General features: G+C 69.4%; 27 protein-coding genes. All 27 read left to right on the forward strand.

The features are described from left to right. Positions 1-59: 59 nt before the first annotated feature. The 27 genes from rplA to rplE all read left to right on the forward strand — a co-directional run bounded on the left by rplA (position 60) and on the right by rplE (position 25,642). Entirely contained in the window at positions 60-776 is a 717-nt protein-coding gene (gene rplA, locus SM573_RS09085) for a 50S ribosomal protein L1 (protein WP_474611079.1), read from the forward strand. Positions 777-852: 76 nt separating this feature from the next. Further along, positions 853-1,716 (forward strand): ABC transporter ATP-binding protein, encoded by an 864-nt coding sequence (locus SM573_RS09090; RefSeq protein ID WP_474611078.1) that lies wholly within the window; start codon positions 853-855, stop codon positions 1,714-1,716. Then, a complete protein-coding gene (locus tag SM573_RS09095) occupies positions 1,713-2,402 on the forward strand; it encodes a hypothetical protein (protein WP_474611077.1) in 690 nt (229 codons plus the stop codon). The genes SM573_RS09090 and SM573_RS09095 overlap by 4 nt, the downstream gene beginning before the upstream one ends. Positions 2,403-2,710: 308 nt before the next feature. Further along, entirely contained in the window at positions 2,711-3,256 is a 546-nt protein-coding gene (rplJ, locus tag SM573_RS09100; RefSeq protein ID WP_474611076.1) for a 50S ribosomal protein L10, read from the forward strand. 57 nt (positions 3,257-3,313) lie between these two features. Beyond that, positions 3,314-3,703, forward strand: a complete 390-nt coding sequence (gene rplL / locus SM573_RS09105; RefSeq protein ID WP_474611075.1) for a 50S ribosomal protein L7/L12 — start codon at positions 3,314-3,316, stop codon at positions 3,701-3,703. Positions 3,704-4,276: 573 nt separating this feature from the next. Next, positions 4,277-7,708: a DNA-directed RNA polymerase subunit beta gene (gene rpoB, locus SM573_RS09110; RefSeq protein WP_474611074.1), complete on the forward strand. Its 3,432-nt coding sequence runs from the start codon at positions 4,277-4,279 to the stop codon at positions 7,706-7,708. Between the two features lie 90 nt (positions 7,709-7,798). Further along, positions 7,799-11,686 (forward strand): DNA-directed RNA polymerase subunit beta', encoded by a 3,888-nt coding sequence (locus tag SM573_RS09115; RefSeq protein ID WP_474611073.1) that lies wholly within the window; start codon positions 7,799-7,801, stop codon positions 11,684-11,686. A gap of 92 nt (positions 11,687-11,778) precedes the next feature. After that, positions 11,779-12,147 carry a hypothetical protein gene (locus SM573_RS09120; RefSeq protein WP_474611072.1) on the forward strand — a complete coding sequence of 123 codons (369 nt, stop codon included), beginning with the start codon at positions 11,779-11,781 and terminating at the stop codon, positions 12,145-12,147. An 897-nt stretch (positions 12,148-13,044) separates the two neighbouring features. Continuing rightward, positions 13,045-13,416 carry a hypothetical protein gene (locus SM573_RS09125; RefSeq protein ID WP_474611487.1) on the forward strand — a complete coding sequence of 124 codons (372 nt, stop codon included), beginning with the start codon at positions 13,045-13,047 and terminating at the stop codon, positions 13,414-13,416. A 718-nt stretch (positions 13,417-14,134) separates the two neighbouring features. After that, positions 14,135-14,509 (forward strand): 30S ribosomal protein S12, encoded by a 375-nt coding sequence (gene rpsL, locus SM573_RS09130; RefSeq protein ID WP_014440718.1) that lies wholly within the window; start codon positions 14,135-14,137, stop codon positions 14,507-14,509. 1 nt (position 14,510) lies between these two features. Next, positions 14,511-14,981 carry a 30S ribosomal protein S7 gene (rpsG, locus tag SM573_RS09135; protein WP_474611071.1) on the forward strand — a complete coding sequence of 157 codons (471 nt, stop codon included), beginning with the start codon at positions 14,511-14,513 and terminating at the stop codon, positions 14,979-14,981. A gap of 75 nt (positions 14,982-15,056) precedes the next feature. After that, positions 15,057-17,153, forward strand: coding sequence for an elongation factor G (gene fusA, locus SM573_RS09140; RefSeq protein WP_474611070.1), 2,097 nt, complete (start codon positions 15,057-15,059; stop codon positions 17,151-17,153). A gap of 216 nt (positions 17,154-17,369) precedes the next feature. Beyond that, positions 17,370-18,563, forward strand: coding sequence for an elongation factor Tu (tuf, locus tag SM573_RS09145; protein ID WP_474611069.1), 1,194 nt, complete (start codon positions 17,370-17,372; stop codon positions 18,561-18,563). A gap of 346 nt (positions 18,564-18,909) precedes the next feature. After that, positions 18,910-19,218 carry a 30S ribosomal protein S10 gene (gene rpsJ / locus SM573_RS09150; protein ID WP_007073037.1) on the forward strand — a complete coding sequence of 103 codons (309 nt, stop codon included), beginning with the start codon at positions 18,910-18,912 and terminating at the stop codon, positions 19,216-19,218. An 11-nt stretch (positions 19,219-19,229) separates the two neighbouring features. Beyond that, entirely contained in the window at positions 19,230-19,895 is a 666-nt protein-coding gene (gene rplC / locus SM573_RS09155) for a 50S ribosomal protein L3 (protein ID WP_474611068.1), read from the forward strand. Then, positions 19,892-20,542: a 50S ribosomal protein L4 gene (gene rplD / locus SM573_RS09160; protein WP_474611067.1), complete on the forward strand. Its 651-nt coding sequence runs from the start codon at positions 19,892-19,894 to the stop codon at positions 20,540-20,542. Before rplC ends, rplD begins: the two co-directional genes overlap by 4 nt. Then, positions 20,539-20,841 carry a 50S ribosomal protein L23 gene (rplW, locus tag SM573_RS09165; protein ID WP_474611066.1) on the forward strand — a complete coding sequence of 101 codons (303 nt, stop codon included), beginning with the start codon at positions 20,539-20,541 and terminating at the stop codon, positions 20,839-20,841. The genes rplD and rplW overlap by 4 nt, the downstream gene beginning before the upstream one ends. Positions 20,842-20,853: 12 nt before the next feature. Next, positions 20,854-21,693 carry a 50S ribosomal protein L2 gene (gene rplB / locus SM573_RS09170; RefSeq protein ID WP_120330656.1) on the forward strand — a complete coding sequence of 280 codons (840 nt, stop codon included), beginning with the start codon at positions 20,854-20,856 and terminating at the stop codon, positions 21,691-21,693. Positions 21,694-21,708: 15 nt separating this feature from the next. Further along, positions 21,709-21,990, forward strand: a complete 282-nt coding sequence (gene rpsS / locus SM573_RS09175) for a 30S ribosomal protein S19 (RefSeq protein WP_161685909.1) — start codon at positions 21,709-21,711, stop codon at positions 21,988-21,990. Between the two features lie 40 nt (positions 21,991-22,030). Next, positions 22,031-22,486, forward strand: a complete 456-nt coding sequence (gene rplV / locus SM573_RS09180) for a 50S ribosomal protein L22 (RefSeq protein ID WP_474611065.1) — start codon at positions 22,031-22,033, stop codon at positions 22,484-22,486. Next, the gene (gene rpsC, locus SM573_RS09185) at positions 22,486-23,343 is read left to right on the forward strand and encodes a 30S ribosomal protein S3 (RefSeq protein ID WP_132349957.1); all 858 of its coding nucleotides are present in this window, start codon (positions 22,486-22,488) and stop codon (positions 23,341-23,343) included. The genes rplV and rpsC overlap by 1 nt, the downstream gene beginning before the upstream one ends. 3 nt (positions 23,344-23,346) lie before the next feature. Beyond that, on the forward strand, positions 23,347-23,772 hold the full coding sequence (gene rplP, locus SM573_RS09190) for a 50S ribosomal protein L16 (protein ID WP_007465292.1): 426 nt from the start codon (positions 23,347-23,349) through the stop codon (positions 23,770-23,772). Further along, entirely contained in the window at positions 23,772-24,008 is a 237-nt protein-coding gene (gene rpmC, locus SM573_RS09195) for a 50S ribosomal protein L29 (RefSeq protein WP_120330652.1), read from the forward strand. The genes rplP and rpmC overlap by 1 nt, the downstream gene beginning before the upstream one ends. Continuing rightward, complete coding sequence (gene rpsQ, locus SM573_RS09200; RefSeq protein ID WP_474611064.1) at positions 24,005-24,289, forward strand: 30S ribosomal protein S17; 285 nt, start codon at positions 24,005-24,007, stop codon at positions 24,287-24,289. Before rpmC ends, rpsQ begins: the two co-directional genes overlap by 4 nt. 98 nt (positions 24,290-24,387) lie before the next feature. Continuing rightward, the gene (gene rplN, locus SM573_RS09205; protein WP_007073026.1) at positions 24,388-24,756 is read left to right on the forward strand and encodes a 50S ribosomal protein L14; all 369 of its coding nucleotides are present in this window, start codon (positions 24,388-24,390) and stop codon (positions 24,754-24,756) included. Beyond that, positions 24,753-25,073, forward strand: a complete 321-nt coding sequence (gene rplX / locus SM573_RS09210; RefSeq protein ID WP_474611063.1) for a 50S ribosomal protein L24 — start codon at positions 24,753-24,755, stop codon at positions 25,071-25,073. Before rplN ends, rplX begins: the two co-directional genes overlap by 4 nt. Further along, the gene (gene rplE / locus SM573_RS09215) at positions 25,073-25,642 is read left to right on the forward strand and encodes a 50S ribosomal protein L5 (protein ID WP_474611062.1); all 570 of its coding nucleotides are present in this window, start codon (positions 25,073-25,075) and stop codon (positions 25,640-25,642) included. The genes rplX and rplE overlap by 1 nt, the downstream gene beginning before the upstream one ends.

The raw sequence follows: 25,642 nt of genomic DNA on the forward strand, positions 1-25,642 counted from the left end.
GATCGTGGGAGGGTTCGCGGACGTCGCGGCCCGCCAGAGACCACAGGAGTAACCAGAACATGCAGCGCAGCAAGAGCTACCGCAAGGCCGCCGAGGTCATCGACCGGTCGAAGCTCTACACCCCCGCCGAGGCCGTGAAGCTGGCCAAGGAGACCACCTCCGTCAAGTTCGACGCCACGGTCGAGGTCGCGATGCGCCTCGGCGTCGACCCCCGCAAGGCGGACCAGATGGTCCGCGGCACGGTCAACCTGCCGCACGGCACCGGTAAGACCGCCCGCGTGATCGTCTTCGCCGCCGGCGCGAAGGCCGAGGAGGCCGCCGCCGCCGGTGCGGACGAGGTGGGCACCGACGAGCTGGTCGCCCGGATCCAGGAGGGCTGGCTCGAGTTCGACGCGGCGATCGCCACGCCGGACCAGATGGCCAAGATCGGTCGGATCGCGCGGATCCTGGGCCCGCGCGGTCTCATGCCGAACCCGAAGACCGGCACGGTGACCATGGACGTCGCCAAGGCGGTGCAGGACATCAAGGGCGGCAAGATCACCTTCCGGGTGGACAAGCACTCCAACCTGCACCTGATCATCGGCAAGGCGTCGTTCACCGAGTCGCAGCTGGTGGACAACTACGCGGCGGTGCTGGACGAGGTGCTGCGGGCCAAGCCGTCCGCGGCCAAGGGCAAGTACCTCAAGAAGGTCACCCTCACCACCACGATGGGCCCGGGCGTCCCGGTCGACCCGAACGTGGTGAAGAACCTCCAGGAAGGCTCCGTCGAGAGCTGAGCCCTTCCGCCGTACGAGGCGCCGTCACGGATGTGGCGGCGCCTCGTCGCGTCCGGGGTGTGGCAGGCTCTTCCCCATGCGGCTGGAGAACGTCTGGCTGCGGTACCACCGGCGCGGGCCGTGGGTGCTGCGGGGCGCCGATGTGGAGATCGGTCCGGGTGAGGCGGCGGTCGTGCAGGGCCGCAACGGGGCCGGCAAGTCGACCCTGCTCCAGGTGGCCGCCGGGGTGCTCCGGCCGGCCCGGGGCAGGGTCGTGGGGCGTCCGGCCCGGGTCGGCTGGGTGCCCGAGCGGTTCCCCGCCGACCAGCCGTTCACCGTGGAGCGCTACCTGGTCGCCATGGGCCGGATGGCCGGGCTCACGGCGGCGGAGGCGGACCGCGCCGTGGACACCTGGACCGACCGTCTCGGCGTCACCCGGTTCCGTGGGGTCCGGCTGCCGGAGCTGTCGAAGGGCACGGCGCAAAAGGTCGGACTGGCCCAGGCCATGCTCCGCCGGCCCGGGCTGCTCGTGCTCGACGAGCCGTGGGAGGGGCTGGACGCGGGCGCCCGCGAGCTGGTGCCCGGGCTGATCGACGAGGTGCTGGCCGGCGGCGGCTCCGTGCTGGTCAGCGACCACCGGGGGGAGACGGTCCGGTTGCCGGGCGCGCGCCGCTGGACGGTGGCCGACGGCGAGGTCGGCGAGGAGGCCCCGCCGGCGGGGGAGGAGGCCTTCGCGGTCGTCGAGGTCGCGGTGGCCGCCGCGCGGGTCGCCGGCACCGTCGCGCGCCTGCGCGCCGAGGGCCACCGGGTGCTGGGCGTACGCCCCGGCGGGGAGCCCGGGCCGGCACGCGCGGCCGCACCGGATCACCCGTCGCCGGGACAGCCCGACGGCCAGGAGCCCGAGTCGATCGCCGCGGGGCTCGGCGGGCCGGCGGAGCCGACGAGCGGAGCCGGCCGGTGACCGCCCTGGTCCGGCTCCGGCTGGCCGGCTTCCTGCGCACCGGACGGGCGGTGGCGCCGCTGCTCGCCGGGCTGGTCGCCCTCGGCACCCTCTACGGCGGCGGTCGCGCCCAGGCGGCGGAGGCGTACGGCGTCTCGGCGGTGGTGCTCTTCCCGGTCCTCGCCTGGCAGACCAAGCTGCTGCTGGACGTGGAGCCGGACGGGCAGCGCCGGATCGCCCAGGTGGTGCTCGGCGCGCGGCGCGAGCGGGCCGCGGGGCTGCTCGCGGCCACGATCGCGGCGCTCGGCGCGGTGGCCGTCGCGCTGGTCTTCCCGTGGCTCGTCGGTGGGGTCACGGGCCCGGTCGAGCCGGGTGACAAGGCCGTCGGGGTGGGCATCGCCCTCGGGCTCTGGGCCCACCTGCTGGCCGTACCCCCGGCGGTGCTGCTCGGTGCCCTGGCCAGCCGGGCCTGTACGCGCAGCGCGGGGTACGGGGTGGCGGTGCTCGCCCTCGGCGGCGTCGGCGCGGTGGTGCTGGGCCTGCACGGCTCGGTGGCGCCCTGGCTCGTGCCGCCGATCATGGCGACCGCCCGGGCCACGGCGGGCGACGCCGCGGCGCCGACCCTGGCGCTGCTCACGCTCTGGGCGGCGGCCTGGAGCGTCGCGGCCGTGTGCGGCTACCTCTGGTGGCGGCGTTCGCGGGCGTGAGCTGGCACACATGCGGGCGGTGATTTGCCGCTCGCGCCAGGTGTCGCGTAACCTTGCCCGAAGTTCCACCCAGAGACCGCTGGTCACCGTGCCCTGGCACGGTCGAAGGTCCCGCGACGACGGGCGACCCGCGCAGGGCGGTAAGCGAAATCGGCACGCAGCATGGTCCGCCGACCGTGCCCGCGCTCGCCGGCCCTCGCCCCGTGCGTCCTGCGCCGGGGCTTTTCTCGTTGTCGCGCTTCCTAGCCGCCGTCGTGAACACCCCGTTCCCGACGGCGACCAGCCTCGAGCAACGAGAGAGGAGGGACATGGCGGACAAGCCGATCCGGGCCGACAAGGCCACGGCCGTCGCTGAGCTGACCGAGAGCTTCCGCAACGCGGGCGCCACGGTGCTGACCGAGTACCGCGGTCTGACGGTTTCCCAGCTCACCCAGCTGCGACGCTCGCTCGGCAAGGAGACCACCTACACGGTCGCGAAGAACACGCTGGCCAAGCGTGCCGCGAGCGACGCGGGGATCTCCGGGCTCGACGAGCTGTTCTCCGGTCCTACCGCGCTGACTTTCGTTTCGGGCGACGTCGTCGAGGCGGCGAAGGGGCTTCGCGAGTTCGCGAAGGCCAACCCGAAGCTCGTCATCAAGGGCGGTGTCTTCGAGGGCAAGGCCATTTCCGCGGCCGAGGTCACGAAGCTCGCCGACCTGGAGTCCCGTGAGGTGCTGCTGGCCAAGCTGGCCGGCGCGATGAAGGGCAACCTGAGCAAGGCCGCGGCCCTGTTCCAGGCCCCGCTGTCGAAGACCGCCCGCCTGGCGGCCGCACTGCAGGACAAGCGCGAGAAGGAGGGCGCCGAGGCCGCCTGAGGCCTCCCGGCGCACCTGTTCAGTCTTAGGTAAATCACGTTGGAAAGGACGCCAGACATGGCGAAGCTCAGCACCGACGAGCTGCTCGACGCGTTCAAGGAGATGACGCTGATCGAGCTCTCCGAGTTCGTGAAGCAGTTCGAGGAGACCTTCGAGGTCACCGCCGCCGCCCCGGTCGCCGTGGCCGCGGGTGCCCCGGCCGCCGGCGGCGCCGCCGCCGAGGCCGAGCCGGAGAAGGACGAGTTCGACGTCATCCTCGACGCCGACGGTGGCAAGAAGATCCAGGTCATCAAGGTCGTGCGTGAGCTGACCGGCCTGGGCCTCAAGGAGGCCAAGGACCTGGTCGAGGGCGCGCCGAAGCCGGTCCTCGAGAAGGTCAACAAGGAGACCGCCGACAAGGCCAAGGCCAAGCTCGAGGGCGAGGGCGCCAAGGTCACCCTCAAGTGACCTGAGCACCACCCGCGCGTGTCCGGTTCACGTGAGCCGGGGCACACTCCGCGCTGCGGCGGGCGGCGATCCGACAACGGGTCGCCGCCCGTCGCGTTGGCGGACCCGGCGGCAGCGCACGTGAGCAGGGCGTCCACGGGCACGACGGCGCCCGGCGGTGGTGGGCCGGCGGGCCGGCCCGGCGGGAAAGACGCGGCGACCCGGAGGTCGGCCCTTGACGTGGCACCGGGCCGCCAGGCACGCTGACAACAGCAAGACCTTCCGCGCTTGCGACGGCCACCAGGCGGGTAATGCAGCGGCGGCACCATCGGCCGCGGCACCCGAGCGGCCCGGCGGGAACATTGCGTTCCGAGCGGCCCGGATGACCCGGTTTTCGGGGTCCCGGAGCACGTTCCGCGATGACCTGCCGGGGTGGGCTGGACAGCGGTTAGCCTCTCGGCTACACTGCTAGTTTGCGCTGCCTTCCGACTTGACCCCTGCTCGGAAATGTCCGTTTACGGCTATTTCTGGTGGGGTCATTGGAGTGCACGCGTACCAGCCGTTCTGCAGCACCGGTCCTCGGAAGGACGCATCTTGGCAGCTTCCCGCCCTGCGAAGACCAGTCGTACGTCGAGCGCTTTCGCTCCCCGCCGAGTTTCATTCGGCAGGATCACCGAACACCTCGAGGTCCCCAACCTCCTCGCCATCCAGACCGAGTCCTTCGACTGGCTGGTCGGCAACGAGGCTTGGCAGGGCCGGTCGGCGGACGACCCGCACGCACGCTCGGGTCTCGCGGAGATCCTCGACGAGATCAGTCCCATTGAGGACTTCTCCGGCACCATGTCGCTCTCCTTCTCGGCTCCGCGCTTTGACGAGGTCAAGGCCTCGATCGAGGAGTGCAAGGAGAAGGACCTCACCTACTGCGCCCCGCTCTTCGTGACCGCGGAGTTCACCAACAACACCACTGGCGAGATCAAGAGCCAGACGGTGTTCATGGGTGACTTCCCGATGATGACGCCGAAGGGCACCTTCATCATCAACGGCACCGAGCGTGTCGTGGTCAGCCAGCTCGTCCGGTCCCCGGGCGTCTACTTCGACAAGCAGCCGGACAAGACCTCCGACCGCGACCTCTCCAGCGTCAAGGTCATCCCGAGCCGGGGTGCCTGGCTGGAGTTCGACATCGACAAGCGCGACACGGTCGGTGTCCGCATCGACCGCAAGCGCCGGCAGGCCGTCACGGTCCTGCTCAAGGCCATCGGTTGGTCCAACGAGCAGATCCGTGAGCGGTTCGGCTGGTCCGAGCTGATGATGACCACGCTCGAGAAGGACCACATCGCCGGCCAGGACGAGGCGCTGCTCGACATCTACCGCAAGCTGCGCCCCGGCGAGCCGCCGACGCGTGAGAACGCGCAGACCCTGCTCGACAACCTCTTCTTCAACGCGAAGCGGTACGACCTGGCCAAGGTCGGCCGATACAAGTTCAACAAGAAGCTCGAGATCGACGTGCCGATCACCACCGGCACGCTGACCGAGGACGACATCGTCGCCACCGTGGAGTACCTCTGCCGGCTGCACGCCGGTGAGGAGGGCTACGAGGCCGACGACATCGACCACTTCGGCAACCGGCGCCTGCGCACGGTCGGCGAGCTGATCCAGAACCAGGTCCGGGTCGGCCTGTCCCGGATGGAGCGGGTCGTCCGCGAGCGGATGACCACCCAGGACGTCGAGGCGATCACGCCGCAGACCCTGATCAACATCCGCCCGGTGGTGGCGGCGATCAAGGAGTTCTTCGGCACGTCGCAGCTGTCCCAGTTCATGGACCAGACCAACCCGCTGGCGGGCCTCACCCACCGGCGCCGGCTGAGCGCGCTCGGCCCGGGTGGTCTGTCCCGCGAGCGGGCCGGCTTCGAGGTCCGTGACGTGCACCCGTCCCACTACGGCCGGATGTGCCCGATCGAGACGCCGGAAGGCCCGAACATCGGTCTGATCGGCGCGCTGTCCACCTTCGCCCGGGTCAACCCGTTCGGCTTCATCGAGACGCCGTACCGGAAGGTCGTCGACGGTCGGGTCACCGACCAGATCGACTACCTGACCGCGGACGAGGAGGACCGCTACGTCAAGGCGCAGGCCAACGCGCCGCTGAAGGCCGACGGGTCCTTCGCCGAGGACCGCGTCCTGGTCCGCCGTAAGGGCGGCGAGACCGAGGACGTGCCGCCGGCGGCCGTGGACTACATGGACGTCTCGCCGCGGCAGATGACCTCGGTCGCGACGGCGATGATCCCGTTCCTCGAGCACGACGACGCCAACCGGGCGCTCATGGGCGCGAACATGCAGCGCCAGGCGGTGCCGCTGGTCAAGGCCGAGTCGCCGCTCGTCGGCACCGGCATGGAGTACCGCGCGGCGGTCGACGCCGGTGACGTGGTGGTCGCCGAGGTCGGTGGCGTCATCGAGGACCTCTGCGCCGACTACATCACCGTGCACCAGGACGACGGCCACCGCCGGACGTACCTGCTGCACAAGTTCCGCCGCTCCAACGCCGGCTCCTGCGTCAACCAGAAGCCGGTCGTCTTCGAGGGCGACCGCGTCGAGGCCGGCCAGGTCATCGCCGACGGTCCGTGCACCGACGAGGGCGAGATGGCGCTCGGGCGCAACCTGCTCGTGGCGTTCATGACCTGGGAGGGCCACAACTACGAGGACGCGATCATCCTGTCGCAGCGCCTCGTGCAGCAGGACGTGCTCACCTCGATCCACATCGAGGAGCACGAGGTCGACGCCCGGGACACCAAGCTCGGTCCGGAGGAGATCACCCGCGACATCCCGAACGTCAGCGAGGAGATGCTCGCCGACCTCGACGAGCGCGGCATCATCCGGATCGGCGCCGAGGTCGTCCCCGGCGACATCCTGGTCGGCAAGGTCACCCCGAAGGGTGAGACCGAGCTGACCCCGGAGGAGCGGCTGCTCCGCGCGATCTTCGGCGAGAAGGCGCGCGAGGTCCGGGACACCTCGCTGAAGGTGCCGCACGGTGAGACCGGCACGGTCATCGGCGTGCGTACCTTCTCCCGCGAGGACGGCGACGAGCTGCCTCCGGGTGTGAACGAGCTGGTCCGGGTCTACGTCGCCCAGAAGCGGAAGATCCAGGACGGTGACAAGCTCGCCGGCCGGCACGGCAACAAGGGCGTCATCTCCAAGATCCTCCCGATCGAGGACATGCCGTTCCTCGAGGACGGCACCCCGGTCGACATCGTGCTCAACCCGCTGGGTGTGCCGAGCCGGATGAACATCGGCCAGGTGCTGGAGACGCACCTCGGCTGGGTGGCCAAGACCGGTTGGAAGGTCGAGGGCGAGGACGAGGAGTGGAAGCGGCAGCTCAAGGCGATCGGCGCTGACGAGTCCGAGCCGGACACCAATGTGGCCACCCCGGTCTTCGACGGTGCCCGCGAGGAGGAGATCGCCGGTCTGCTCGAGGCGACGCTGCCCAACCGGGACGGCAACCAGATGATCGGCCGCAGCGGCAAGGCGCGGCTCTTCGACGGCCGCTCCGGCGAGCCGCTGCCGGACCCGATCGCGGTGGGCTACATCTACATCCTGAAGCTCAACCACCTGGTCGACGACAAGATCCACGCCCGGTCGACCGGCCCGTACTCGATGATCACGCAGCAGCCGCTGGGTGGTAAGGCGCAGTTCGGTGGTCAGCGCTTCGGTGAGATGGAGTGCTGGGCGATGCAGGCGTACGGCGCCGCGTACGCCCTGCAGGAGCTGCTGACGATCAAGTCCGACGACGTTCTCGGCCGGGTGAAGGTCTACGAGGCCATCGTCAAGGGCGAGAACATCCCGGAGCCGGGCATCCCGGAGTCGTTCAAGGTGCTGCTCAAGGAGCTGCAGTCGCTGTGCCTCAACGTCGAGGTGCTCTCCAGCGACGGCGTGGCCCTGGAGATGCGCGAGACCGACGACGAGGTGTTCCGGGCCGCTGAGGAGCTGGGCATCGACCTGTCCCGGCGCGAGCCGAGCTCGGTCGAGGAAGTGTGACGTCGAGGCTCCGGGGGCGGGCGACCGCCCCCGGAGCCCGACCCCGATGAGCTGCTGGCGCAACAAAGCGACGTGTGAGGGATATATAACGTGCTCGACGTCAACTTTTTCGACGAGTTGCGGATCGGCCTGGCGACCGCCGACGACATCCGTCAGTGGTCGCACGGCGAGGTGAAGAAGCCGGAGACGATCAACTACCGCACCCTGAAGCCGGAGAAGGACGGGCTCTTCTGCGAGAAGATCTTCGGTCCGCAGCGGGACTGGGAGTGCTACTGCGGTAAGTACAAGCGCGTCCGGTTCAAGGGCATCATCTGCGAGCGCTGCGGCGTCGAGGTGACCCGCTCCAAGGTCCGTCGTGAGCGGATGGGGCACATCGAGCTGGCCGCTCCGGTGACCCACATCTGGTACTTCAAGGGCGTGCCGAGCCGGCTGGGCTACCTGCTGGACCTCGCCCCCAAGGATCTCGAGAAGATCATCTACTTCGCCTCGTACGTCGTGACGAGCGTGGACGCCGAGGCGCGTCACCGCGACCTCTCGACGATCGAGAACGAGATCCTCGCCGAGAAGCGGCAGGCGGAGAACAGCCGCGACTCGGAGATCGAGAAGCGGGCCGCCAAGCTCGAGGCCGACCTGGCCGAGCTGGAGGCCGAGGGTGCCAAGGCGGACGTGCGGCGCAAGGTCAAGGAGGGCGGAGAGCGCGAGATGCGCCAGATCCGCGACCGGGCCCAGCGCGAGATCGACCGCCTCGACGAGGTGCTGGACACCTTCCGCAAGCTGGAGCCGAAGCAGCTGGTCACCGACGAGCTGCTCTACCGCGAGCTGCGGGACCGGTTCGGCGAGTACTTCACCGGCGGCATGGGCGCCGAGGCGATCAAGGCGCTGGTCCAGAACATGGACCTCGACGCCGAGGCCGAGAGCCTCCGCGAGACCATCCGCACCGGCAAGGGGCAGCGGAAGATCCGGGCGCTCAAGCGGCTCAAGGTCGTGGCGGCGTTCCTGAACACCCGCAACTCGCCGCTCGGCATGGTGCTGGACTGCGTGCCGGTCATCCCGCCGGACCTGCGTCCGATGGTGCAGCTGGACGGTGGCCGCTTCGCGACCTCCGACCTCAACGACCTGTACCGCCGGGTGATCAACCGGAACAACCGCCTCAAGCGACTGATCGACCTCGGCGCGCCCGAGATCATCGTCAACAACGAGAAGCGGATGCTCCAGGAGGCCGTCGACGCGCTGTTCGACAACGGCCGTCGTGGCCGGCCGGTCACCGGGCCGGGTAACCGTCCGCTGAAGTCGCTCTCCGACATGCTCAAGGGCAAGCAGGGCCGGTTCCGCCAGAACCTGCTGGGCAAGCGCGTCGACTACTCCGGCCGTTCGGTCATCGTGGTCGGCCCGAAGCTCAAGCTGCACCAGTGCGGTCTGCCCAAGCAGATGGCGCTGGAGCTGTTCAAGCCGTTCGTGATGAAGCGGCTGGTGGACCTCAACCACGCGCAGAACATCAAGTCCGCCAAGCGGATGGTCGAGCGGCAGCGGCCGGTCGTGTGGGACGTGCTGGAAGAGGTCATCGGCGAGCACCCGGTGCTGCTCAACCGTGCGCCCACCCTGCACCGCCTGGGCATCCAGGCCTTCGAGCCGCAGCTGGTCGAGGGCAAGGCCATCCAGATCCACCCGCTGGTCTGCACCGCGTTCAACGCCGACTTCGACGGTGACCAGATGGCGGTCCACGTGCCGCTGTCCGCCGAGGCCCAGGCCGAGGCGCGGATCCTGATGCTGTCGTCGAACAACATCCTCAAGCCGGCCGACGGCAAGCCCGTCACCATGCCCACCCAGGACATGGTCATCGGCCTGTACCACCTCACCCACCTCACCCCGGACGAGAAGGGTGCGGGCCGGGCGTTCAGCTCGGACGCCGAGGCGCGGATGGCGTACGACAACGGCGAGCTGCACCTGCAGGCTCCGGTCCGGATCCGGCTGCGCGACATCGTCGGTGTCGACAACGGCGCCGGTGCCGAGCCCTGGACCGCGCCCGAGGGCTGGGTCGAGGGTGAGCCGGTGACCGTGGAGACCACGCTCGGCCGGGTCCTGTTCAACGAGACGCTGCCTCCGGGCTACCGCTTCGTGAACTACGAGATCCGTAAGGGCCAGCTCTCCGCGATCGTCAACGACCTCGCCGAGCGCTTCCCGAAGGTGGCTCTCGCGGCCACCCTCGACGGGCTCAAGGAGGCCGGTTTCCACTGGGCCACCTGGTCCGGCGTGACGATCGGCATGGAGGACGTCATCGCTCCGCCGCGCAAGGCGGAGATCCTGGAGCGGTACGAGAAGGAAGCCGACCGGATCGACAAGCAGTACCAGCGTGGTCTGATGACCGCCGAGGAGCGTCGCGGCGAGCTCATCGAGATCTGGACCAAGGCGACCAACGAGGTCGCCAAGGAGATGGACACCGCGCTGCCGCAGGAGAACCCGCTGTGGAAGATGATCAACTCGGGTGCCCGCGGTAACCTGCTCCAGCTCCGGCAGATCGCGGCGATCCGTGGTCTGGTGGCCAACCCGAAGGGCGAGATCATCCCGCGGCCGATCAAGGCCAGCTACCGGGAGGGTCTCTCCGTGCTGGAGTACTTCATCTCCACGCACGGTGCCCGCAAGGGTCTCGCCGACACCGCGCTGCGGACCGCCGACTCGGGTTACCTGACCCGTCGTCTGGTGGACGTCTCGCAGGACGTCATCATCCGCGAGGAGGACTGCGGCACCGACCGGGCCATCCCGATGCAGATCGGTGAGCGGATCGACGGCAAGCTGGTCGTGCACGAGCACGCCGAGACCAGCGTGCACGCCCGTACCCTCGCCGACGACATCAAGGGGCCGGACGGCACCGTCGTCGCCGAGCGGGGCGCGGACATCAACTCGATCCTGGTCGACAAGATCGTGGCGGCCGGGGTGGAGACGGTGCGCGTGCGCAGCGTCCTCACCTGCGAGTCGAAGCTGGGCGTCTGCGGTGCGTGCTACGGCCGCTCGCTGCCGACCGGCAAGACCGTGGACGTCGGCGAGGCGGTCGGCATCATCGCCGCCCAGTCGATCGGTGAGCCGGGTACGCAGCTGACGATGCGTACCTTCCACACCGGTGGTGTCGCGGGTGAGGACATCACCCAGGGTCTGCCGCGTGTCCAGGAGATCTTCGAGGCCCGCGTCCCGAAGGGCAAGGCGCCCATCGCGGACACCCCGGGCCGGATCCGGATCGAGGACGGCGAGCGGTCGCGGAAGATCATCGTGGTGCCGGACGACGGCAGCGACGAGATCGTCTACGACAAGATCTCCAAGCGCGTCCGGCTGCGGACCCAGGACGGCCAGCACGTCGAGGTCGGCGAGAAGCTCACCGAGGGCACCATCGACCCGCACGAGCTGCTCCGCATCCTCGGCCCGCGGGCGGTCCAGGTCCACCTGACCCAGGAGGTCCAGGAGGTCTACCGGTCGCAGGGCGTGCTCATCCACGACAAGCACATCGAGATCATCATCCGCCAGATGCTCAAGCGGGTGACGGTCATCGACTCCGGCTCGACCGAGTTCCTGCCGGGTGTGCTGGTCGACCGGGCGCTGTTCGAGTCGGAGAACCGCCGGCTCGTCTCCGAGGGCGGCGAGCCCGCGGCGGGTCGCCCGGTGCTGATGGGCATCACCAAGGCCTCGCTGGCCACGGACTCCTGGCTGTCTGCGGCCTCCTTCCAGGAGACCACCCGGGTGCTGACGGACGCGGCGATCCACGCCCGCAGCGACTCGCTGATCGGCCTCAAGGAGAACGTGATCATCGGTAAGCTCATCCCGGCCGGTACGGGCATCAGCAAGTACCGCAACGTCCGGGTCGAGCCGACCGAGGAGGCGAAGGCCAAGGTCTACTCGATGACCGGTTACCCGGAGACCGACTACGGCTTCGGGCCGGCCAGCGGGCAGGCGGTTCCGCTGGACGACTTCGACTTCGGGTCGTACCGCTAACCAGCACGGACGACGAGGCCCCCGGCATCCGCCGGGGGCCTCGTCGTATCCGGACCGGTACGCGCCCCGGCCCGGTTCGGCATGATGGGGGCATGATGACCGCACCCGGGCAGGTGCCCGTCGCGGACCAGGGGTCGCGCCACCCGCTCGACCCCGACCCGTCCCGCGCCACGAAGGCCCGGGCCGTCTTCGCGCTCGGGCTGATGGCCGCGCTGACCGGCCTCTTCATCGGCGGGGTGGTGCCGGCCACCGTGGCGCTGCAGCTGGCCCGGCAGGCGCGCCGCGAGGCGTACGCCTCGGGGGGTTTCCTCACCGGCGCGGCCTGGCTGCGGCGCGGGGAGCGGCTGGCCTGGACGGGCCTGGTGCTGGCGGCCGTCACCCTGGTGGCCGTCGTGGTGGTAGCGGTGGTCCGGCTGGCGGAGGCACCGGTCGGCCACGACTTCCCGTCGAACGTCGACTGATCCGGCCGGGGGAGCGGTTCGCGCCCGGCGCGGACGGCGCGACCTCCGGCGGTAGCCTGGCCCGTGTCCGTCGCGTGTGACGGTGGAGATCGAGGAGGAGCACTCGTGACGGATCCGGCGCGGCCCCCGTCGGGTGATCACACCCGGCCGTCCGACCTCCCGGACGACGCCGCGGAATCGGTGGGCGAGCAGGGCAGCGGGGCGTCGGACGATCCGCACCCGGCGTCCGCCTCTGGTCAGCCGGCCGCCACCGCGCCGCCACCGGGTGCGCCGACGCCGCCTCCGCCGTCGCCCTGGGCCGCGCCGGGGCCGACCCCCGTCGTGTGGTCCCCCGCGGAACCCGCGCCGGGTGCGTCGCAGGCAGGGGCGGCGGTTCCGCCCGGAACGCCGCCGGACCCGTCGAGCGCTCACGGCGGGCGCTCCGGTGCGGGTGCGCCGCCCGGTCCCGGCGGCGGATCGGCACCGGGAGCCGGTTCCTGGGGAACGCCGGGGCCGTCGAACTGGGGTGCGCCGCCCCCGGGTTGGGGCCCGCCCGCGAGCGCGGGTCAGGGCGCACCGCCCGCGAGCGCGGGCCAGGGCGCACCGCCCGCGGGCTGGAGTGCGACTCCCACCTCGGCACCGGGTGGGCCACCCGCAGGGTGGAGCGCGGCCCCGCCGTCGGGCCCGCCCCCGGGTTGGGGTCCGGGCCAGGGAGTGCCGCCCCCGGGTTGGGGCCCGCCCGCGGGTCCGGGCCAGGGGGCGCCGCCCGCCGGATGGCCGGCGCCGGCGCCGGTACCCGCCCTTGCCGGGCCGGGGTCGTGGGGCGCGCCGGGGGCGCCGAGCTGGGGCGCTCCGCCGGTCTCGCACGTGCCGCCGCCGGCAGACGCCGAGCGCCTGGCGCCGAAGCGGGTCGAGCCGGTGGCCGGCACCCCGTTCGGCGTGGTGCATCTCGACGTGCCACCGGTGACCTCCGGGCTCGCGACCGGGGCGCTGGTGGCGGGCGTCGTCTCGATCCTGGTCTCGGTCCTCGTCATCTGCTCGGGCCTCGCCGGGCAGAGCTGGACGGGGGTGTGGGCGGCCGGTGCCTTCGCCCTGCTCGGCGTGCTCACCGGCACCGGGGCGATCGTCGCGGGGCTCCTCGGCCTGCGCCAGATCCGCCGACCGTCGCCGCCGCCCGCCGTACGCTTCACGGGCCGCGGGCTCGCCCTGGCGGGGATCAGCTGCGGCGGGACCGGCCTGGCGCTCAGCCTGCTCGGCATGGGGCTGGCGCTGTTGGTCTCGCTGTCCTGACGGCGAGCGGCCCGACCGCCGCTGGCCGGAGAAGGCGGCGGTCGGACCGGCGGTCGCGGCCGGTTGGGAAGCCCGGCGGTGCGACCGGCTCGTCGGGACCGTCGTGAGTCGTGTCACCCCGAGCCGTACGGACGGTGACACTCCGTTGACCGGCGGGGTACGGACTGGTGACGACGAATTGGCCGAGCCTGGTCAGCGCCGGGTTCTTCGCTCCGATTGTCCGGATCGGGTCACCGGGGGAGCGTGGGGCCGGCGCGGGCTCGCGGGGCCGACGGGTCGTACGCCCGGGAAGCCGGTACACTTGTATTCGTAGGTGCCCATCAGGGGCGCGCAGGCGGGACAGACCCCGACGGCCGCGGCGGCGTGGTTCGGCGGACCACTCCGTTTTGACCTGGGCGGCTGTGGTAGGTACCCTTTCCCCTTGTGCCCGGGCCTGCCCGGGCAACTCGTGCGTGCGCTGGTTCCGGTGCTCCCGGAGTTCGGGCGGCAGCACGGCAAAGCCAAAGACCCGGTGCGGGGCGACCCGCGTGCCGGTGACAGACCCGGTGCGCGCGTCAGCGATGGCACCGGAACCCGTGACCTGGGCGACACGCCCGACCGCGGGTGCCGGGACCTCCGTGAGGTGGCCCTGGTCGGAATGTAGGAGAGCCGATCACCCGGTCGGCTACGGCAGACGGCGCGGCCGCGACATCGCGGTCGAAGGGAGCGGAGAAACCCGGTGCCCACGATCCAGCAGCTGGTCCGAAAGGGCCGCCAGGCGAAGACGAGCAAGACCAAGACCCCGGCGCTGAAGGGTTCCCCTCAGCGGCGCGGCGTGTGCACCCGCGTGTACACCACCACCCCGAAGAAGCCGAACTCGGCGCTGCGCAAGGTCGCTCGTGTCAAGCTCAGCAGCCAGATCGAGGTGACCGCCTACATCCCGGGCGTCGGGCACAACCTGCAGGAGCACTCGATCGTGCTCGTCCGTGGCGGCCGGGTGAAGGACCTCCCCGGCGTGCGTTACAAGATCGTCCGCGGTTCGCTGGACACCCAGGGCGTCCGTAACCGCAAGCAGGCGCGCAGCCGTTACGGCGCGAAGAAGGAGAAGAGCTGACATGCCGCGTAAGGGACCCGCTCCGCGGCGGCCGCTGGTCGCTGACCCGGTGTACAACTCGCCGCTGGTCACCCAGCTGGTGAACAAGATCCTGCTGCGCGGCAAGCGGCAGCTCGCCGAGCGCATCGTGTACGCGGCCCTCGAGGGCTGCCGCGAGAAGTCCGGCACCGACCCCGTCGTCACGCTGAAGCGGGCGATGGACAACGTGAAGCCGACGCTCGAGGTCCGCAGCCGTCGCGTTGGTGGCGCCACCTACCAGGTCCCGGTCGAGGTCCGGCCGGCGCGCGCGACCACGCTCGGCCTGCGCTGGCTGGTGACCTACGCCCGCGCCCGCCGCGAGAAGACCATGATCGAGCGGCTGATGAACGAGCTGCTGGACGCGAGCAACGGCCTCGGTGCCGCCGTCAAGCGGCGTGAGGACACGCACAAGATGGCCGAGTCCAACAAGGCCTTCGCGCACTACCGCTGGTAACACCCTGGTTCCGGCGCTCACGAGGCGCCGGAACCGCCACCAGTTGAGTCGAGACGACGATAAGTAGGGATTGAAGTGGCCGCCGCAGACGCGCTCGCCAACGTACGCAACATCGGCATCATGGCGCACATCGATGCCGGTAAGACCACTACCACCGAGCGGATCCTGTTCTACACCGGTATCACCTACAAGATCGGTGAGGTCCACGAGGGCGCTGCCGTCATGGACTGGATGGAGCAGGAGCAGGAGCGCGGTATCACCATCACTTCCGCCGCCACCAAGTGCGAGTGGAAGGGCCACACGATCCAGATCATCGACACGCCCGGCCACGTCGACTTCACGGTCGAGGTGGAGCGGTCGCTGCGAGTCCTGGACGGCGCGGTTGCCGTGTACGACGGTGTCGCCGGTGTGGAGCCGCAGACCGAGAACGTCTGGCGCCAGGCGGACAAGTACAACGTCCCCCGGATGTGCTTCGTCAACAAGCTCGACCGGACCGGCGCCGACTTCTTCCGCTGCGTGCAGATGATGATCGACCGGCTGAACGCCACCCCGCTGGTGCTCCAGATTCCGATCGGGACCGAGGCCGACCACATCGGTGTCGTCGACCTGATCGGCATGCGCGCCCTCACCTGGCGCGGGGAGACCCAGAAGGGTGAGGACTACGCGATCGAGGAGATCCCGGCCGAGCTGGCCGACGCCGCGGCCGAGTGGCGCGAGAAGCTCATGGAGACCCTGGCCGACGTCGACGACTCGGTGATGGAGAAGTACCTGGAGGGCGAGGAGATCTCCGTCGAGGCGATCAAGGCCGCCATCCGGCGCGCCACCATCGCCGGCAAGGCCAACCCGGTGCTCTGTGGCTCCGCCTTCAAGAACAAGGGCATCCAGCCGATGCTGGACGCCGTGGTCGACTACCTGCCGTCGCCGCTGGACGTTCCGGCGATCGAGGGCACCGCGACCGACGGTGAGACCCCGATGCAGCGGAAGCCCTCCACCTCGGAGCCGTTCTCCGCGCTCGCGTTCAAGATCCAGACGGACAAGCACCTGGGCAAGCTGACCTACGTCCGGGTCTACTCCGGTGTGATCGAGTCCGGCGCTCAGGTGGTGAACTCCACGAAGGACCGCAAGGAGCGGATCGGCAAGATCTACCAGATGCACGCCAACAAGCGGGAGGAGCGCAGCTCCGCCAAGGCTGGCGACATCATCGCGGTCCAGGGTCTGAAGCAGACCACCACCGGTGACACCCTGTGCGACCCGGCGAACCCGGTCATCCTGGAGTCGATGACCTTCCCGGAGCCGGTCATCGAGGTCGCCATCGAGCCGAAGACCAAGGCCGACCAGGAGAAGCTCAGCACCGCCATCCAGCGGCTGGCCGAGGAGGACCCGACCTTCCGCGTCAAGCTGGACGAGGAGACCGGCCAGACGGTCATCTCCGGCATGGGCGAGCTGCACCTGGACATCCTGGTCGACCGGATGCGCCGCGAGTTCAACGTCGAGGCGAACATCGGTAAGCCGCAGGTGGCGTACCGCGAGACCATCCGCCGCGCGGTGGAGAAGGTCGAGTACACCCACAAGAAGCAGACCGGTGGTTCCGGCCAGTACGCCCGGGTCATCATCAGCCTGGAGCCGCTGCCGCTGGACAACGACTCCCCGACCTACGAGTTCGCGAACGCCGTCACCGGTGGCCGCATCCCCCGGGAGTTCATCCCGTCGGTGGACGCGGGCGCCCAGGACGCCATGCAGTACGGCATTCTCGCCGGCTTCCCGCTGGTGGGTGTCAAGCTGACGCTGGTGGACGGCCAGTACCACGAGGTCGACTCGTCCGAGATGGCGTTCAAGATCGCCGGCTCGATGGCGCTGAAGGAGGCGGCCCGCAAGGCCGACCCGGCGCTGCTCGAGCCGATGATGGCCGTTGAGGTCACCACTCCTGAGGAGAACATGGGTGACGTCATCGGCGACCTCAACTCCCGCCGTGGCATCATCCAGGCGATGGAGGAGCGCGGCGGTGCCCGCGTCGTCCGCGCCCTGGTGCCGTTGTCGGAGATGTTCGGCTACGTCGGCGACCTGCGGTCGAAGACCCAGGGCCGGGCTAGCTACAGCATGCAGTTCGACTCCTACGCCGAGGTTCCGGCCAGCGTGGCGAAGGAGATCATCGCCAAGGCGACGGGTGAGTGACGCTCACCTGAGCTGATGAACCGTCGGTGGTCGCGGGAGGTTCCTTCCGCCCGCGACCACCACGGTCGAGCTGTGTGAGACCGGGCCTGTAGGCTTCACCGCCGCAGAACCCACGGAAAGCTCTCCGGTCGCAAGGCCGGAAAGGCTGTCGACAGAGTCCTAAGCGCCGAACGGCGCGCCGGGCGTACGAACCAAACAGTCCACAGGAGGACACCAGTGGCGAAGGCGAAGTTCGAGCGGACTAAGCCGCACGTCAACATCGGCACCATTGGTCACATCGACCACGGTAAGACGACGCTGACGGCGGCCATCACCAAGGTCCTGCACGACCAGTACCCGGACCTGAACCCGTACACGCCGTTCGACGAGATCGACAAGGCGCCGGAGGAGAAGGCCCGCGGCATCACGATCTCGATCGCGCACGTCGAGTACCAGACCGAGGCGCGTCACTACGCGCACGTCGACTGCCCCGGTCACGCCGACTACATCAAGAACATGATCACCGGTGCCGCCCAGATGGACGGCGCGATCCTGGTGGTGGCGGCGACCGACGGCCCGATGCCGCAGACCCGCGAGCACGTGCTGCTGGCCCGTCAGGTCGGCGTGCCGTACATCGTCGTGGCGCTCAACAAGAGCGACATGGTCGACGACGAGGAGCTCCTGGAGCTCGTCGAGCTCGAGGTCCGCGAGCTGCTCTCGTCGCAGGAGTACCCGGGTGACGACCTGCCGGTCGTCCGGGTGTCCGCGCTGAAGGCGCTCGAGGGCGACCCCGAGTGGACCCAGAAGCTGCTCGACCTGATGACCGCGGTCGACACCGCGATCCCGCAGCCGGAGCGCGAGACCGACAAGCCGTTCCTGATGCCGATCGAGGACGTCTTCACGATCACCGGTCGTGGCACCGTCGTCACCGGTCGCGTCGAGCGCGGCGTCCTCAAGCCGAACGAGGAGGTGGAGATCGTCGGTATCCGCGAGAAGTCGCAGAAGACGGTCTGCACCGGCATCGAGATGTTCCGCAAGCTGCTCGACGAGGCCCGCGCGGGTGAGAACGTCGGTCTGCTGCTGCGCGGCATCAAGCGCGAGGACGTCGAGCGCGGCATGGTGGTCATCAAGCCGGGCACCACGACCCCGCACACGGAGTTCGAGGCGACTGTCTACATCCTCTCCAAGGAGGAGGGTGGCCGGCACACCCCGTTCTTCCAGAACTACCGTCCGCAGTTCTACTTCCGGACCACGGACGTCACCGGTGTCGTCACGCTCCCCGAGGGCACCGAGATGGTCATGCCGGGTGACAACACCACCATGACGGTGAAGCTGATCCAGCCCATCGCCATGGAGGAGAACCTCAAGTTCGCGATCCGCGAGGGTGGCCGCACCGTCGGCGCCGGGTTCGTCACCAAGATCATCAAGTGAGCTGGGTAACCCCGATTAGACCCGCCGCCGGTCGTGCGGCATACTAGTCAGGTTGCGTAACGGCAGTTCGCCGTCCGTGTTCGGCTGAGCCGAACCGCCGGGCGGCGGGACAGTCGAGCGGGGTGGTTGGCGGCAGAGCCGCCAACCACCCTCGCACGGCGTTCAGGTCGCGGTATCGCGATCGACGCCTTGACCCACCGCGTGGTCGGACCGCTCAGGAGCTAGGGGCGGAGCCTGGCCCGAGGGCGCGACACGCCCGACCGCGGGGGTCGGCGGAAGTGGGCCTGTACCAGCCGGTGCAGGCGCCCGCAACACAGCGGCATCGAGAGAAGGAACAGAAGCCACCATGGCGGGACAGAAGATCCGCATCCGGCTCAAGGCCTATGACCACGAGGTCGTCGACTCCTCGGCTCGGAAGATCGTCGAGACGGTGACGCGTACCGGGGCGCAGGTCGCTGGCCCGGTGCCGCTGCCCACGGAGATCAACCGTTTCTGCGTCATCCGCTCGCCGCACAAGTACAAGGACTCGCGCGAGCACTTCGAGATGCGTACGCACAAGCGGCTGATCGACATCATCGACCCGACCCCCAAGACGGTCGACTCGCTCATGCGCCTCGACCTGCCGGCTGGCGTCGACATCGAGATCAAGCTGTAGGGACCGGACAAATGGACAGGCAAGTTAAGGGGATCCTGGGCGCCAAGCTCGGCATGACCCAGGTCTGGGACAACAACCGCGTTGTCCCCGTGACCGTGGTGCAGGCCGGCCCGTGCGTCGTCAGCCAGGTTCGTGACGCCGACAAGGACGGTTACTCCGCGATCCAGCTCGCGTACGGCGCGATCAACCCGCGGAAGGTGAAGAAGCCCATCACCGGGCACTACGCCAAGGCGAACGTGGCGCCGCGCCGGCACATCGTGGAGCTGCGCACCACCGACGCCGCCGACTACTCGCCGGGCCAGGAGGTCACGGTCGAGGAGTTCCCGGTCGGCATGTCGGTCGACGTGACCGGCAAGACCAAGGGCAAGGGCTACGCCGGCCCGATGAAGCGGCACGGCTTCCACGGTCTGCGGGCCAGCCACGGTGTCGAGCGCAAGCACCGCTCGCCCGGCTCGATCGGCGCCTGCGCCACCCCGGGTCGCGTCTTCAAGGGCACCCGGATGGCGGGCCGGATGGGTGGCGTGCGCTACACCGTCCAGAACCTGACCGTCCAGGCTGTCGACACCGACAACAACCTCCTGCTCGTCCGTGGTGCCATCCCCGGTCCCAAGGGCGCGCTGGTCCTGGTCCGCTCCGCGGCCAAGACCAAGGCGAAGAAGGGCGGTGTGGCCAAGTGACCACCGTTGACGTCCTCACCGTCGAAGGCGCCAAGAGCGGCTCCGTCGAGCTGCCGGCCGACATCTTCGACGTCCAGGCCAACGTCGCGCTGATGCACCAGGTCGTGGTGGCGCAGCTGGCGGCGGCCCGGCAGGGCACGCACAAGGCCAAGACCCGCGGCGAGGTCGCCGGTGGCGGCAAGAAGCCCTACAAGCAGAAGGGCACCGGTCGTGCCCGCCAGGGCTCGATCCGCGCGCCGCAGTTCGCCGGCGGTGGCGTGGTGCACGGTCCCGTGCCGCGCGACTACAGCCAGCGCACCCCGAAGAAGATGAAGGCCGCCGCGCTGCGTGGCGCCCTCTCCGACCGGGCGCGCGCCGGGCAGGTGCACGTGGTCGAGGCGTTCGTCGCCGGCGAGAAGCCGTCGACCAAGGCCGCCCTGGCCACGCTGGCGAAGCTGACCACCGCCCGCCGGGTGCTGGTCGTGCTGAGCAGCACCGACGAGCTGAACTGGGTGTCGCTGCGCAACGAGCCGCGGGTGCACCTGATCGAGGCCGGCCAGCTGAACACGTACGACGTGCTGGTGGCCGACGACGTGGTCTTCACGAAGGACGCCCTGGACGAGTTCCTCGGCGTTCCGGCCGAGACCACCGAGGAGGGTGACAAGTGAGCACGATCGCCGACCCGCGGGACATCATCGTCGCGCCGGTCGTCTCGGAGAAGAGCTACAGCGAGCTGAACCGCAACTGGTACACCTTCCTGGTGCACCCGGACGCGAACAAGACCGAGATCAAGATCGCTATCCAGCAGATCTTCAACGTCCGCGTCCTGACGGTCAACACGCTCAACCGCGAGGGCAAGCGCAAGCGCACCCGTACCGGGTTCGGTAAGCGCAAGGACATCAAGCGGGCGATGGTGAAGCTGGCTGACGGTGACCGTATCGAGGCCTTCGGCGGCCCGGTCAGCTGAGGGGTGTAGACAATGGCTATCCGTAAGTACAAGCCGACGACGCCGGGCCGGCGCGGCTCCAGCGTCGCCGACTTCGCCGAGATCACCCGGTCGACGCCCGAGAAGTCGCTCCTGGCTCCGCTGCCGAAGAAGGGCGGTCGCAACGCCCACGGCCGGATCACCACGCGGCACCACGGTGGTGGCCACAAGCGGCAGTACCGTCTGATCGACTTCAAGCGGGTCGACAAGGACGGCGTGCCGGCGAAGGTCGCCCACATCGAGTACGACCCGAACCGCACCGCGCGTATCGCGCTGCTGCACTACGCCGACGGCGAGAAGCGCTACATCATCGCGCCGAAGGACCTGAAGCAGGGCGACGTCGTCGAGTCGGGTCCGAGCGCCGACATCAAGCCGGGCAACAACCTGCCGCTGCGCAACATCCCGGTCGGTACCACCATCCACAACGTGGAGCTGCGTCCGGGCGGCGGGGCCAAGCTGGCCCGCTCGGCCGGCGTCGGCATCCAGCTGCTCGGCCGTGAGGGCGCGTACGCGACCCTGCGTATGCCGTCGGGTGAGATCCGGCGTGTCGACGTGCGGTGCCGGGCCAGCGTCGGCGAGATCGGCAACGCCGACCAGTCGAACATCAACTGGGGTAAGGCCGGCCGCATGCGGTGGAAGGGCAAGCGCCCGACCGTCCGTGGTGTCGCCATGAACCCGGTCGACCACCCGCACGGTGGTGGTGAGGGTAAGACCTCCGGTGGTCGCCACCCGGTCAACCCGCAGGGTAAGCCCGAGGGTCGGACCCGTCGTAAGGGCCAGCCGAGTGACCGGCTGATCGTCCGTCGCCGCTACGCCACCCGCAAGCGCGGCTAACAGGAGAGCTGACTTATGCCTCGCAGCCTGAAGAAGGGCCCGTTCGTAGACGACCACCTGCTCAAGAAGGTGGAGACGCAGAACGACAAGGGCACCAAGAACGTCATCAAGACCTGGTCGCGGCGCTCGACGATCATCCCGGAGATGCTCGGGCACACGATCGCCGTGCACGACGGACGCAAGCACGTCCCGGTGTTCGTGACCGAGGCGATGGTCGGGCACAAGCTCGGCGAGTTCGCTTTGACCCGCACGTTCAAGGGTCACGAGAAGGACGACCGGAAGAGCCGTCGGCGCTGACGCCGCGGGCATACGGATAGAGGATCAAGGGGTTACAGCGATGCCAGGAAAGGGCGACGCTCCGGTGCTTCCGGGCGCGCGGGCGGTTGCGCGGTACGTGCGCATCTCGCCGATGAAGGCGCGCCGGGTGGTCAACCTCGTCCGCGGCCTGCCCGCGAAGGAGGCGCTCACGGTGCTGCAGTTCGCGCCGCAGGCTGCGAGCGAGCAGGTGTACAAGGTGCTCGCCAGCGCGATCGCCAACGCGGAGAACAACGAGCGGCTGGACCCCGACGCGCTGCTCGTCAGCGAGGCGTACGTGGACGAGGGCCCGACGATGAAGCGGTTCCAGCCGCGGGCGCAGGGCCGGGCGTACCGGATCCGCAAGCGCACCTGCCACATCACGGTGGCGGTCGAGGCCGTCGCGCCGGCCACGCCGCGTAAGGCCGCGAAGAAGACGGCTCCGGCGGAGAAGGCCGCGCCGGCCGAGACGCAGAGCAACACGGAGGGCGCGGAGTAATGGGTCAGAAGGTTCACCCGCACGGGTTCCGGCTCGGTATCTCGACCGACTGGAAGTCCCGCTGGTTCGCGGACAAGCTCTACAAGGACTACATCGGCGAGGACGTCAAGATCCGCCGGATGATGTCCCAGGGGCTCGAGCGCGCCGGGATCTCCAAGGTCGACATCGAGCGCACCCGGGACCGGGTCCGCGTCGACATCCACACCGCCCGGCCGGGCATCGTCATCGGCCGTAAGGGTGCGGAGGCCGACAAGATCCGCGGCCGGCTCGAGAAGCTGACCGGCAAGCAGGTCCAGCTCAACATCATCGAGGTGAAGAACCCCGAGTCGGACGCGCAGCTCGTCGCGCAGGGCGTGGCCGAGCAGCTCTCCAGCCGGGTCAGCTTCCGTCGGGCGATGCGCAAGGCCATGCAGTCGGCCATGAAGAACCCGGTCTGCAAGGGCATCCGGGTGCAGGTCTCGGGTCGCCTCGGTGGCGCCGAGATGAGCCGCACGGAGTTCTACCGCGAGGGCCGGGTCCCGCTGCACACGCTGCGGGCCAACATCGAGTACGGCTTCTTCGAGGCCCGTACCACCTTCGGCCGCATCGGCGTGAAGGTCTGGATCTACAAGGGCGACGCGGTCCCGGGCCGGGAGGCCCCGGCCGAGGCCGGTCCGTCCCGCCCGCGCCGTGACCGTGGCGACCGGCCCGAGCGGCCGCGCCGTGGTCGGTCGGGTTCGTCCGGCACCACCGCCGGCGGTACCGAGGCCGGCCGGGCTGCCGCGACCACGCTCGCGCAGCAGGCCGAGACGCCGAGTGGCGACGCGGTGGATCCCGCCGCCGTCGCCGCCGCGGCAGAAACGCAGCAGGAGGGCTGACAGATGCTGATGCCGCGCAAGCCCCCGAAGGGCTTCCGCAAGCCGCACCACCCGGACCGCAGCGGCGCGTCCAAGGGTGGCAACCGGGTGGTGTTCGGCGAGTTCGGGATCCAGGCTCTCGAGCCGGCGTACGTGACCAACCGGCAGATCGAGTCGGCGCGTATCGCGATGACCCGTCACATCAAGCGTGGCGGCAAGGTCTGGATCACGATCTTCCCGGACCAGGCCCTGACCAAGAAGCCGGCGGAAACCCGGATGGGTTCCGGTAAGGGCTCGCCCGAGTGGTGGGTCGCCAACGTCAAGCCGGGGCGGGTCCTCTTCGAGATGTCCTTCCCCAACGAGCAGATCGCGCGAGAGGCGATGCGTCGCGCGATCCACAAGCTCCCGATGAAGTGCCGCATTGTGACGCGCGAAGTGGGTGAGTCCTGATGGCAGCGGGCGTTAAGGCCTCCGAGCTGCGTGAGCTCTCCGAGGAGGAGCTGGTCACGAGGCTGCGTGAGGCCAAGGCGGAGCTGTTCAACCTCCGCGTGCAGGCCGCGACCGGTCAGCTGGACAACAACCGGCGGCTGCAGGTCATCCGTCGGGAGATCGCCCGGATCTACACGATCATGCGCGAGCGCGAGCTGGGGCTCTCGGCCGCGCCGACTGAGGTGACTGCAGGATGAGCGAGAACACCACCACCGCCACCGCCGAGACGCGGGGCCGCCGGAAGGTCCGTGAGGGCCTGGTGGTCAGCGACAAGATGGACAAGACCGTCGTGGTCGAGGTCGAGGACCGGGTCAAGCACGCGCTGTACGGCAAGATCATGCGCCGGACCAGCAAGCTCAAGGTGCACGACGAGCAGAACAGCGCCGGCATCGGCGACCGGGTCCTGATCATGGAGACCCGGCCGCTGTCCGCCACCAAGCGCTGGCGGCTCGTGGAGATCCTGGAAAAGGCCAAGTAGCGAAGGCTTCGAGCTCGCCCGGCGTCGCGTCGGGCGCGGGTTCCGCCAGGCTCCGGCCGCTGCGGCGGCCGGAGAACCGGCAGACATAGGAGATAGACGTGATTCAGCAGGAGTCGCGACTGCGCGTCGCCGACAACACGGGTGCTCGGGAGATCCTGTGCATCCGGGTTCTCGGTGGCTCCGGTCGGCGCTACGCGAGCATCGGCGACGTCATCGTGGCCACCGTCAAGGACGCGATCCCGGGTGCCGGTGTGAAGAAGGGCGACGTCGTCAAGGCCGTCGTCGTTCGCACCGCCAAGGAGAAGCGGCGCCCGGACGGGTCGTACATCCGCTTCGACGAGAACGCCGCCGTCATCATCAAGGACGGTGGGGACCCGCGCGGTACCCGTATCTTCGGCCCGGTCGGCCGCGAGCTGCGGGACAAGCGGTTCATGAAGATCATTTCCCTCGCGCCGGAGGTGTTGTGACCGTGAAGGTCAAGAAGGGCGACACGGTCATCGTCATCGCCGGCAAGGACAAGGGCGCCAAGGGCAAGGTCATCGCGGCCTACCCGCGGCAGGACAAGGTCCTGGTCGAGGGCGTGAACCGGGTCAAGAAGCACACCCGCATCAGCACCACCCAGCGTGGCGCCAAGACCGGTGGCATCGTCACCCAGGAGGCCCCGATCCACGTGTCGAACGTGATGGTCCTGGACTCCGACGGCAAGCCGACCCGCGTCGGTTACCGGGTTGACGACAACGGCCAGAAGGTCCGCATCGCGCGTAGCACCGGTAAGGACCTGTGATGACCACGGCTACCGAAACCAAGACCATGCCGCGCCTCAAGGAGCGGTACCGCAACGAGATCGTGGCCAAGCTGCGTGAGCAGTACAACTACGGCAACCCGATGCAGGTGCCGCGGCTGGTCAAGATCGTCGTCAACATGGGTGTCGGCGAGGCCGCCCGGGACGCCAAGCTGATCGACGGCGCCGTCCGCGACCTGGCCACGATCACCGGTCAGAAGCCGCAGGTGCGGCGGGCGACCAAGTCCATCGCGCAGTTCAAGCTCCGCGAGGGCATGCCGATCGGCGCGAAGGTGACCCTGCGCGGCGACCGGATGTGGGAGTTCCTGGACCGTCTGCTCTCGATCGCGCTGCCGCGTATCCGCGACTTCCGCGGTCTGGACGGGCGCAAGCTCGACGGCCACGGCAACTACACCTTCGGTCTGACCGAGCAGTCGGTGTTCCACGAGATCGACCAGGACAAGATCGATCGCCAGCGGGGCATGGACATCACGGTGGTCACCACCGCCACGACCGACGACGAGGGCCGGGAGCTGCTGAAGCTTCTGGGCTTCCCGTTCAAGGAGAACTGA

This window comes from Micromonospora xinjiangensis (genome assembly GCF_056150165.1).